The organism is uncultured Algibacter sp. (assembly GCF_963976535.1).
GTDB lineage: Bacteria > Bacteroidota > Bacteroidia > Flavobacteriales > Flavobacteriaceae > Algibacter_B.
The window spans coordinates 22,726-34,963 of sequence record NZ_CAXBLF010000036.1; the positions used below are offsets into that span (position 1 = coordinate 22,726).

General features: G+C 31.8%; 10 protein-coding genes. 8 read left to right on the forward strand and 2 right to left on the reverse strand.

Features of this window, described 5'->3' with window-relative positions; all coding sequences use genetic code 11:
- Positions 1 to 87: 87 nt before the first annotated feature.
- Together AAC024_RS10590 and folE are read right to left on the reverse strand one after the other, a co-directional pair.
- Positions 88 to 357: a hypothetical protein gene (locus tag AAC024_RS10590; protein WP_339895360.1), complete on the reverse strand. Its 270-nt coding sequence runs from the start codon at positions 355 to 357 to the stop codon at positions 88 to 90.
- A gap of 387 nt (positions 358 to 744) precedes the next feature.
- The gene (gene folE / locus AAC024_RS10595) at positions 745 to 1,332 is read right to left on the reverse strand and encodes a GTP cyclohydrolase I FolE (RefSeq protein ID WP_339895361.1); all 588 of its coding nucleotides are present in this window, start codon (positions 1,330 to 1,332) and stop codon (positions 745 to 747) included.
- Positions 1,333 to 1,550: 218 nt separating this feature from the next.
- On the opposite strand from folE, the gene AAC024_RS10600 reads away from it, so the two are divergent.
- The 8 genes from AAC024_RS10600 (at position 1,551) to AAC024_RS10635 (ending at position 12,166) form a co-directional block, all read left to right on the forward strand.
- Positions 1,551 to 4,001, forward strand: a complete 2,451-nt coding sequence (locus AAC024_RS10600; protein WP_339895362.1) for a DUF5916 domain-containing protein — start codon at positions 1,551 to 1,553, stop codon at positions 3,999 to 4,001.
- 50 nt (positions 4,002 to 4,051) lie between these two features.
- A complete protein-coding gene (locus AAC024_RS10605; protein ID WP_339895363.1) occupies positions 4,052 to 4,717 on the forward strand; it encodes an ABC transporter ATP-binding protein in 666 nt (221 codons plus the stop codon).
- A 9-nt stretch (positions 4,718 to 4,726) separates the two neighbouring features.
- Positions 4,727 to 5,491: a TIGR02757 family protein gene (locus AAC024_RS10610; RefSeq protein ID WP_339895364.1), complete on the forward strand. Its 765-nt coding sequence runs from the start codon at positions 4,727 to 4,729 to the stop codon at positions 5,489 to 5,491.
- A gap of 51 nt (positions 5,492 to 5,542) precedes the next feature.
- Positions 5,543 to 7,045 carry a carboxypeptidase gene (locus AAC024_RS10615; protein ID WP_339895365.1) on the forward strand — a complete coding sequence of 501 codons (1,503 nt, stop codon included), beginning with the start codon at positions 5,543 to 5,545 and terminating at the stop codon, positions 7,043 to 7,045.
- Between the two features lie 370 nt (positions 7,046 to 7,415).
- Positions 7,416 to 8,126, forward strand: a complete 711-nt coding sequence (locus AAC024_RS10620; RefSeq protein WP_339895366.1) for a membrane or secreted protein — start codon at positions 7,416 to 7,418, stop codon at positions 8,124 to 8,126.
- 755 nt (positions 8,127 to 8,881) lie between these two features.
- Entirely contained in the window at positions 8,882 to 9,703 is an 822-nt protein-coding gene (locus AAC024_RS10625) for a transcriptional regulator (protein ID WP_339895367.1), read from the forward strand.
- Positions 9,700 to 10,521, forward strand: coding sequence for a nucleotidyl transferase AbiEii/AbiGii toxin family protein (locus AAC024_RS10630; protein WP_339895368.1), 822 nt, complete (start codon positions 9,700 to 9,702; stop codon positions 10,519 to 10,521). The genes AAC024_RS10625 and AAC024_RS10630 overlap by 4 nt, the downstream gene beginning before the upstream one ends.
- Before the next feature lie 838 nt (positions 10,522 to 11,359).
- The gene (locus AAC024_RS10635; protein WP_339895369.1) at positions 11,360 to 12,166 is read left to right on the forward strand and encodes a sterol desaturase family protein; all 807 of its coding nucleotides are present in this window, start codon (positions 11,360 to 11,362) and stop codon (positions 12,164 to 12,166) included.
- Positions 12,167 to 12,238 lie beyond the last annotated feature (72 nt).

The following is a 12,238-nucleotide window of genomic DNA, read 5'->3' on the forward strand; positions in this document are numbered from 1 at the left end:
AAAAGACGGATTGTATTAGCAAGCTGAAATTGATTTAATTAATTTATTAGAGGAAGAATTAAATTAAAACGTTTGCAAAAATCAAATTTAAACGTCTACCACTTTCTCTTCTTTTTGAAACACATAGGTTAAAAACCACATAATAGTAAAGGTTGGAATAATATCGAATCCTGGAATAATTTCTTCAATAAAAGACACCACACCGGCAACTTTACCTCTTGTCCCTTTATACATTTTGCTCATTAAATAACCTGATGCTGGTGCCCAAATAATATCGAATATAGTAAGCATACCAATAGCATCAAACACGATACTTAATGCGAGTTTTTTATGTTTACTTAAGTTTTCTAAATTCATTGTTGTTTATTTTAATAGTTGTTTAATCTAATAAAATATAACAAGAAACATACCAAATAATACCAAATGAATTTTAAAATGATTGATACTATATTCGAATTCAATGATGTCCGATTAAAATTTGTAAGATAGTCCGAACGATAGATTGGGTATAGGCTAAAAGATTTTTTTGAGATATGCCCCTTACTTTTACAACAAGTAAAAAATCAAAAGCTTTCTGAAATGACAAATCTATTGTAAATTGATTATCAATGCGTTAAAATCAAGTCTTGATTCTATATTCTATCAGCGGTCTTGATTCTTTTATCGGACAATAATGATATATTAGATTGAAATATAAAGCAAATAGAAACTAATCTAATCGGTTATTTTAAGGTGTATTTAGTATTATTTTCCAATAAGCTTTAAAAATTCGTTTCTGGTTTCAATCTTTTCAAACTGCCCTCTAAACCCAGAAGTCGTGGTTATAGAGTTTTGTTTTTGTACCCCACGCATCATCATACACATGTGCGACGCTTCAATAACTACGGCAACCCCTTGAGGCTTCAAAGTGTCATTTATACAATCTAAAACTTGTTCTGTTAATCGCTCTTGTACTTGTAAACGCCTTGCGAAAACATCTACAATTCTTGCTAATTTGCTCAGTCCTACAATTTGCCCATTAGGAATATAAGCTATGTGAGCCTTTCCAAAAAATGGTAAAATATGGTGTTCGCAAAGTGAGTATAACTCAATGTCCTTTACAATAACCATTTCATTATAAGACTCTTTAAACATAGCGCCTTTAAGAATTTCAACAGGATCTTGATTATAACCTTGTGTTAAAAACTGCATAGCTTTGGCTGCGCGTTCTGGTGTTTTTATAAGACCATCTCGCTTGGTGTCTTCACCTAAATCTTTAATAATATTCTTATATCTATTTTTAACATCTTCTGTAACTTTCATGTTATATTCTTCAAAACTCTTGTATGGCATAATAGTCTGTAATTTTAAAATTAAAGGTAATTAAAATTAATTTTGAATACCTACAATTTAATAAGTGCTAAAAATTTTTAACTTTTTATTATGAATAATAAAACATAACAAATTTAGTTTTGCTATAGTTAAGTGATTATAACAAACATACTTCTATCGTCCATCAAATAAAAATCATAAAGCATGCATCCGTTTTAATACTATTCTTATGTATAGTTATGCCTTTAGAAGCTCAAACCAAAAAAACATATCAAATAACAAGAGCACAAAAAGCACCAACCATTGATGGTGTTATTAATGAAAGTGTTTGGAGTAATTTACAAATAGCAACAGACTTTATTCAATCGAGACCAGATATGGGAAAATCGCCTACTGAAGAAAAGCGTACCGAAGTTAAAATGCTTTATGATGATAATGCCATTTATATTTCTGCTTACCTTTATGATAACCCCGAAGATATAATGCGCCAATTTACGCAACGTGATAATTTTGGACAATCTGATTTTTTCAAAATTATATTCAATCCTAATAACGATGCTCAAAACAACACCCAATTTTACGTATTTAGCACAGGCACACAGGCTGATGCTGTTGAGATTCCAAGCAATGGTCAGGACTTTGGATGGAATGCTGTTTGGAAAAGCGCCGTTAAAGCTGTTGATGATGGATGGATTGTTGAAGTAAAAATACCTTATAGAGCACTTCGTTTTACACAACAAGCAGACCCTATTTGGGGCATCCAATTTCAGCGGAATTTTAAAAAATCAAGTTATCAATTTACGTGGAATGCAATTGATGTTACTAAAAGCAATGATGGTTTATATAATGCTGAATTAAAAGGTCTTAAAAATATTAAACCACCAACGAGATTAAGTTTCTATCCATATTCATCGCTGTTGGTAAGTAGTTATGATGGAGAAGCTGAAACTGATTTTGCCGCTGGCTTGGATGTTAAATATGGGATTACTGAAAATATAACTTTGGACGCCACTTTAATTCCAGATTTTAGTCAAACTGGATTTGATAACGTTGAATTAAACCTTAGCCCGTTTGAACAACAATTCGCAGAACAACGTCAATTCTTCACAGAAGGTGTTGATTTATTTAGCAAAGGAAATTTATTCTACTCTAGACGTGTTGGTGATAGGCCTTCACTAACTCCCGAAACTGATGATGATGAGGAAATAGTTGATTTCCCCGATAAAGTTCAATTGATTAATGCTGTAAAAATATCGGGTAGAACAAAAAAAGGTTTAGGTATTGGTTTCTTTAATGCAATTACTGAAAAAACTTTAGCAACTATAGAACAAACAGAACTTATAGACGAGAATACTTCCAACGCAGCTACTACAAAATCAAAAAGAGATACCGTAGTTGAACCGCTTGCCAACTATAATATTATGGTGCTAGACCAACAGTTTAATAAAAACTCTTCAGTGACATTAATTAACACAAACGTGACTAGATATGGCCGTTTTAAAGATGCTAATGTTACAGGCTTATTGTTGGATTTCGTAAACAAAAAAAACACTTATGGCGTTATTGGAGAAGCAAAAATGAGCTCTTTTAATGATGTTGAAGATAAAAATAACGGTTATAGTGCCAGAGTTGGTGTTGGTAAAAATAGTGGAAAATTAAGATATAGTGTTAATTATAGGTATGCTGATGAACATTATAACATCAATGATTTAGGAATACAGTTTAGAAACAATTATAGCAACTATAGTGCTAACATAAGCTATAGGATTTTTGAGCCTACAGAAAAGCTAAACAGATTCCGAGTGAGTAGCTGGTTTAATTACAACCAATTAGCTAATCCAAATACATATACAGGCGCTAACACGGGTTTTAATGTAAGAGCAACAACAAAAAATCTTCATAGTTTTAGGGCTAACGCTAATTGGAATATTGGTAAGCGCTATGATTATTTTGAGCCCAGAAATGGGTTTGATAGTTATTTTATAACTAAAAATTATGCTCAAACCAACTTATCTCTTTCATCAAATTATAATAATTTTTTTGCCATTGATGCTAATTTTGGTTATGCATTATACTTCGATAAAGAAAGACACAACTTTAATAATTGGTGGTATGGCATCAATCCGCGTTTTAAATTCAATGATAAATTTTTGGTTGTTTTAGGATTTGACTTTAAGAATTATACAGCAGATAGAGGTTACATAAATGGTCAAGACGTTGAAAACGAAATTATTTTTGGACAACGCCAACTTATTGAAACAGAAATTAACATTTCTGGAAATTACAATTTTAATTCATTAAATGCATTAACGCTAAGTTTTAGAAACTATTTGAGTAGAGTAACTTACGATAATCAAGTATATAATTTACAAGATAACGGAAGCCTTTTAGTTTCTAATACAAATACAAAAACGACTATAGGTGAAGATGCTGATTTTAATCCTGATGCCAACTTTAACACCTGGAATTTAGATTTTAGTTACACCTGGGAATTTGCACCGGGTAGCCAATTTACTGCATTATACAGAAACCAGATTTTTAATTTTTCCAATAATTCCAAAGACAGCTTTTTTGATAGTTTGAATAGCTTATTTGATCAGGAAAAACGTAATACATTCTCGCTAAGGCTAGTTTATTTTATAGACTACAATGATGCTAAGAATGTATTACGCAACAAAAACAGTTCATAATTGTTCGTCACAGTATAAAGTAGTAAATTCACAGCTGTTATTTTTTACAGATGATTCAAGCAAAAAACATTCATAAATATTACGGCGATTTACAAGTTTTAAAAGGTGTTGATATCCATATTGAAAAAGGCGAAATCGTTTCTATTGTTGGTGCGTCTGGTGCTGGAAAAACAACTTTATTACATATTTTAGGTACTCTAGACAAAGCCTCTTCAAAAGAAGATTTTGAATTAATGATAAATAATACTAGCATAAATACGCTTAAAGACAAAGCCTTAGCAAAATTTAGAAATGAACATCTTGGATTTATATTCCAATTTCACCAATTATTGCCTGAGTTTACTGCTATAGAAAATGTTTGTTTACCAGCGTTTATAAAAGGCACAAAAAAGACTGAAGCTGAAAAACGTGCAAAAGAACTTTTAGATTTTTTGGGATTATCAGATCGCTTTGACCATAAACCAAATGAACTTTCTGGAGGAGAACAACAACGTGTTGCTGTGGCTAGAGCATTAATTAATAACCCTGATTTAATTTTTGCCGATGAACCTTCTGGAAATTTAGATAGCGAATCTGCTGAAAATTTACATAACCTATTTTTTAAACTCCGAGATGAATTTGGGCAAACTTTTGTTATTGTTACTCACAACGGAGATTTAGCTAACATGGCTGACAGAAAGTTAACTATGGTTGATGGTTTAATTGTTAATCAATAGCTACCTATTTTGAATAAAGCAGAACTAAAAGACTTTTTAGACACTAAAGTTATTCAATACAATAACCCCAAATTTATAGAGAGTGACCCCATACAAATTCCGCATAAATACAATAAAAAAGAGGATATTGAAATCGCTGGTTTTCTTACCGCCACTATTGCTTGGGGAAATAGAAAAAGCATTATAAACAACGCGAATAGGTTAATGGAGTTACTGGATAACTCCCCTTTTGATTTTGTAATGAATCATCAAGTAACCGATTTAGAAAAACTTCAGCCATTTGTTCATAGAACCTTTAATGGTAATGACTGTACACAGTTTATAAAATCGCTTCAACATATTTATTCAAATTATAATGGATTAGAAGCTATTTTTGCAAAACATACTGAAACCAATTCACTTCAAAATTCGATTTCAAATTTTAAATCTGTTTTCTTTGAAATTGAACATATTCAACGCACTCAAAAACACATTAGTGATCCATTGAAAAATTCTGCGGCAAAACGCATCAACATGTTTTTACGTTGGATGGTACGATATGATAATGCCGGAGTAGATTTTGGTATATGGAAAAGCATATCTCCTAGCCTATTATCTTGCCCGTTAGATGTGCATTCTGGCAATGTAGCTAGAAAATTAGGTTTGTTAAAACGTAAACAAAATGATGCTAAAGCTTTATTAGAATTAGACACCGCTTTACGAAAATTAGACGCTAACGACCCTGTGAAATATGATTTTGCTTTATTTGGTTTAGGCGTTTTTGAAGGGTTTTAACACTAAACTCATATCGTTTTATTTATCTTTTAAGAAAATTAATTGCTCAATATGAAACATTTTTTTATAGTACTTTTGTTTTTAATATCATTCGTTGGATTTTCTCAAACCCTTAAAATTCCAAAAGACACCATGGTGGTTACAAATCATACCGCCACCATTAAAAACACAGCTATTTCTTATAAAGCAACTACGGGAACACAGCCTGTGTGGAATGAAAATGGAGAACCTATTGCAACACTTTATTATACTTACTACGAACGTAGTAATGTGAAAAATAGAGCAAAAAGACCTTTAGTCATTTCGTTTAATGGAGGTCCTGGATCAGCTTCTGTTTGGATGCATATTGCATATACGGGGCCTAAGATTTTAAATATTGATAACGAAGGCTATCCAATACAACCTTATGGCGTTAAAGACAATCCTAATTCTATACTTGATGTGGCGGATATTGTTTATGTAAATCCGGTAAACACAGGGTTTTCAAGAATGATTGAAGATAAAGAAGGTAAACTGCCAGAGCGTAAAACCTTTTTTGGTATTAATGCCGATATTAAATATTTAGCAGAATGGATAAACACCTTTGTAACAAGAAAAAACAGATGGGAATCGCCTAAATATATTATTGGAGAAAGTTATGGTGGCACGCGTGTTATGGGTTTAGCTAACGAGCTGCAAAACAACCAATGGATGTATTTAAATGGGGTTATTTTAGTATCACCAGCAGATTACAAATTGTATAGCACTAGTCAGCCTGTTTATTCCGCTTTAAACTTGCCTTATTTTACCGCTGCTGCTTGGTATCAAAATGCGCTTCCTCCTGCATTACAACAAAAAGATTTATTAGATATTTTACCAGAAGCTGAAGATTTTGCCATTAACACCTTAATGCCGACATTGGCGAAGGGTGGTTTTATTTCTGAAAACGAAAAACAAAGTACTGCTAAAAAAATGGCTTACTACTCAGGATTAAGTGAAAAATCTATTTTACAGCATAATTTAGATGTTCCTGCGAGTTTCTTTTGGAAAGAATTATTACGAGATGAAACTGGGCAAACTATAGGACGTTTGGATTCTAGATATTTAGGAATTGATAAAACAGAAGCTGGAAGCTCGCCAGATTACAGCCCTGAATTAACCACTTGGAACCATGCCTTTACACCTGCAATTAACTACTATATAAGAGCGCATTTAAATTTTAAAACGGATGTTAAATACAATATGTTTGGTGATGTACATCCTTGGAATAGAGAAAACAATAATGTTAGAGATGGTTTAAGACAAGCTATGGCAAAAAATCCGTATTTAAAAGTATTGATTCAGTCTGGATATTATGATGGTGCAACCACTTATTTTGGAGCAAAATATACCATGTGGCAAATTGATCCTAGCGGAAAAATGAAAGATCGTTTTACATTTAAAGGCTATAGAAGTGGACACATGATGTATTTGAGAAAAGACGATTTAATTTCCGCGAATGATGATTTGCGAGCGTTTATAAATAGTGCTTTGAGTAAAGGGAAAGCTGCTAAGTACACAAAAGACAAAAGATAAAGAGCCTACTTTGCGTGTATATACGTTAGGGATTTCTATGATTTAAACAAGTAAATAATCCTGCTTTTTTATACATCTATTATCATAAAGCAATTATCACTTAAACTAACTGGTATTACCCAACTACAAATCTTAATAGCGATTTAGTTAATTACTTGACTTTGTAAAAAATTTCAGCTACCTTCGTTCCTGTCTGCCGACAGGCAGGTAACGTCGGATATAAAACATTGTTTCATATCCGTAAGAACATTAGCCTTCATTATGACCAAATTCTATAATATTAAAAGAACTAGGTTATTTTAACGCGATTAAAAAAATATTTTAAACAGGTTGAATATTATGTTCTCAGTAATTAATAAGATATGAAGTCATGAAAAAAAAAATTGTATTGCTCATTTGCATTATAATGTCATTGGGAATTAATGCGCAAAGCGTTATTGGTGCTTGGGAAAACTATACAACTTCTGAAAATGGAGACAAATTAAGAAACGTGGTTATTTTTGCCAATGGCTATCAAGTATTAACAACATATAATGCAACTACTGGAAAATTTATTCACTCCAATGGTGGTACATGGAAATTAAAAGGAGATATCATGACAGAAAAAGTAGAATTTCATACAGATAATTCTGAACGTGTTGGTACTGAGGTAAGTTTTAAGGTGATTATTACTGATAATGTAATTGAAATTGTTGATAGTAATATGAAATTGAATAGAATAGATAATGGTGTGCCAGGAAAATTGCAAGGTGCCTGGTTAATGTCTGGTAGAATAAGAGAAGGCAAAACTGAATTACGTGATACAAGTAGACCAAGAAAAACTATGAAAATTTTATCTGGAACTCGATTTCAATGGATCGCTTACAATACAGAAACAAAACAATTTATGGGAACTGGTGGAGGAACGTACACAACCATGAATGGTGAATATACTGAGAACATCGAATTCTTTTCAAGAGACGATTCCAAAGCTGGAATAAGCTTAAAATTTAATTATGAATTGATTGATGGAAAATGGCATCACAAGGGGTTATCCAGTAAAGGAGATCCTATACACGAAATTTGGAATATGAGGGAATAATTTTGTTGATTGGAGCAATATCTGAAAACTAAAAATAACGAAAGGCTAAGACGGTATAATTAATTGAGGCGGAATTTCCTCACAGGAAATTCGTTTGAATTAATTAACTTCGTCGTACGTCGGAAAATCACAACTGATTTCCCGCAACTAACCATAGCCGAAACGTTAAACGAACCTCCCCAAAACCAAAATAACTTTCAATTTAAAAAATTAAGTTAGCAAATAAAGAGCCTACTTTGCATGCATGTGTGTTAGGGATTTCTATGATTTAAACAAGTAAATAATCTTGCTTTTTTATACATCTATTATCATAAAGCAATTATCACTTAAACTAACTGGTATTACCCAACTACAAATCTTAATAGCGATTTAGTTAATTACTTGACTTTGTAAAAAATTTCAGCTACCCTCGTTCCTGCCGACAGGCAGGTAACGTCGGACATAAAATACATGTGCTGAACTTGTTTCAGTATTAAAACGATTTCATATCCGTAAGAACATTGTAAGTAATGCGAAAAATCGAGCAAAACAGTAAATTTTCGTGCTGAAACGCCAACCGCACGGTCAAGCACATTTCATTTTTTTCGTGCCTCAAAAAATAAAAAGAGTTTGTCTTTCCCCAACGCTGCCAAATTCGACAAATTATGTTTCATATCATATTGGTCAGCAATAAGCTGACTTAACTACATTAAAAAGTAAATTATGCGAATAGTTATTTGTATCATTGTAGTCAGTTTTAAACTGACGCATAAACTATGAGAACAAAAAACATATCCACACAATCAAATAATATTCTGACTTACTTTAATAAACTAGACCAAGATTGTTTTGCTTATGCAGAAGCAAAAGACGCTTTACCAGATTCTAGCAATAATGCCTTAAAGGAATTATTGAGCGATATGGTAAAAAGAGGACTCTTAATGCGTTTAAAAAAAGGTTTATACTTTATCATTCCTTATGAAAAAGATGCGGAATCTTTTATGCCTGATTGGCATATCGTTGCTGGACATCTTACAAAAGGAGAAAACCATTATATAGGTTATTACTCTGCCTTACAAATTCATAATTTAATTACGCAACCATCTTTAAAAGAACAGATTGTTGTACAAAAACAAATTCGACCATCAATAATTACAATAAAGAATGTTGATTTTCAATTCATTTACCATAACAAAAACCATTTTTTTGGTGCTAAAAAAATATGGATTGATAGCTTTCACAAAGTTCTTTGTTCAGATTTAGAAAAAACATTTATTGATTGCTTATTTAAACCTGATTATGCAGGTGGAATTGTTGAAATAGCAAGAGCGATTTACACTTCAAAAGATAAAATCCAGTTTAATAAACTTCTTGAATATACCGAACGCTTTAAATCCCAGGCGGTTATCAAACGATTAGGGTTTATACTAGAAATACTAGAAATCCAAACAGATATAATACCGAAACTTAACAAACTAAAAACAACATCTTACGTGCTTTTAGATACAGAATTGCCAAAATCTGGTAATATGATTAGTCGTTGGAGTATTCAACAAAATTTAGAAACAGAAACCATTAAATCTGCCATTTACACGTGATAAAACCAGGGGGAATACAAAACAAAGCTCGTGACGTTGGTGTTCGAGACCAACAAATTGAAAAGGATTATATACTTTCTTGGATTCTTCAAGGAATAGCAAATCATTCTACGCTTTCAAAAACTATAGTTTTTAAAGGCGGAACAGTTTTAAAGAAAGTCTATTTTAAAGATTACCGATTTTCAGAAGACCTAGATTTTACGTTATTGGATGATGCTATAACCAATGAACAAATTTTTGAATGGTTTACAGAAGTCTTTGAATATATAAAAGAAGAAGCAAATATTTCGCTTGAAATTATTGATCCCGAAAGCCATCGGGACAGGCTCGAACATCAAGATGGTGGAATTAATTTTTATATCAGTTATGTTGGTCCACTTGGTGGTTTGGGTGCAAACAAAAAAGTGAAAGTTGATATTTCCAGAAGTGAAAAATTAGTTTTTGAACCTATTTTAAATAATGCATTTATTGACTATACTGACCAAGAAGAACACCAACTACTCTGCCATTCATTAGAAGAAGTATTGGTTGAAAAACTACGCTTTGTAATGCAAAGAATGCAAGCTCGTGATTTTTATGACATTTGGTATTTATTGGAAATACACAATATGGATATTGATTTTTACATCACAGAATTTAGACAAAAATGTGAAAGTAAAGACATTGACCCAACAGAGTTTCACACCAAACTAGAACAAAGGTTACCACAGTACAAAGGACGTTGGGAAAAATCTATGGCAGACCAAATTCAAGATTTGCCAGACTTTGAAACTGTTTTACGTGAAATAATGCGTCATTTAAAGAAATTAGAACTCTAATGAAACATTTATGTTCCATATGACCTTTGAAAAAGAATAAAAAAGACAGATGAAATCAACCGAAATAAAAACTAACGTTCAATACTTAATAGACAAGTTCTCAAAAGAAGAATTTATCTATGATTTGTTGATTGCATACGGAATTTCAAAAACTTCTGTTCCTCGACTGAAAAAAGGCGATTACAATTTTGCCAAATCGTGTAGAAAAGAGAGGGGATTTTCAATGTTGACGAGATCTAAAGTCTCTGCGTGTATATTAACCTTACTCCTCTCTTTTGTCTTTTCTGTTTATTTAGCTAATTTAATAGATTGTAAACTTAAGACGTGTATAAAACATAGATATTACAGGCTTTCATAAAGGTTTTTGTGTATTTACAAAGTACGCCAAATTTTTAATTTGGTTATATTTATAAAAGAAAATTAAACATAAAAATTAAAAATTTGGCTCGTGCTAAATCCGAAAAATTAGCGTTTATTTATATGCTACGTTTCATACACAAGACCGTTAAACGAATCTCCCCAAAAACAAAATAACTTTCAATTTAAAAAATTAAGTTAGCAAATAAAGAGCCTACTTTGCATGCATGTGTGTTAGGGATTTCTATGATTTAAACAAGTAAATAATCTTGCTTTTTTATACATCTATTATCATAAAGCAATTATCACTTAAACTAACTGGTATTACCCAACTACAAATCTTAATAGCGATTTAGTTAATTACTTGACTTTGTAAAAAATTTCAGCTACCTTCGTTTAACGTCGGATATAAAACATTAAAACGATTTCATATCCGTAAGAACGTTGTGTGTCATGCGACCAAAACATAAAACTAACATAAATGAACAATATTATTGAAAGCCTAACAAGTATCGATACTGATAAAATGTTCGTGATATTACTTGCAATTTTTTTTACTATAGAGCAATTATCGGAAAATGGCTCGGCTATTAAAAAAAACAGCGTACACCTTTTTCATAGCGTTATTTTACAGGCAGGTTATCTAATTTTGAATATTCTATTAGCCTCTGTTTTTGTCTTTATTTTTGATTGGGTGGTTGAGAATAAAATTGGTTTGCTCAATCAAATTGAATTACCCTACATATTGAAAATTCTTATTGGAATTATAATAATAGATTTTGTAGGCTATTGGACACATCGTCTTTATCACAAATGGCATTTATTTTGGCGTTTACACAGAGTTCATCACAGCGATACTAAAATGGATAGTTCAACTTCATTTAGAGCGCACCCATTTGATGTCTTCTTGGATAATGCTTCAGTTATAATCGCAGGAATTATATTTGGCTTGGATATCAATATCATCGTGCTTCGCTGGATTATTTATATGCCGTTATTTGTTGCTCACCATAGCAGTTTTAGATTTCCTACTTGGATAGATTCGTTTTTTGGAAAGATTTTTGTCACCCCAAATTTTCATAAAGTGCACCATCACCAAGAACAAGAATATACTGATTCTAATTATGGAAACGTATTCATTTTTTGGGACAAACTATTTGGCACCTTTAAAGAATTACCTGTTGATAAAATAAAATATGGATTGATTGAATTTGAAGGTTCTAAAAAACAGAGTTTCTGGTATTTATTGGTGAGTCCATTTATAAATATTAAGCGACTTGATAAATAAAATACTGAATTAATTATAAAGGTCGAGTAGGTAAAGGGGAATTGCACCCCTAAACCTCTCACAGAACCGTAC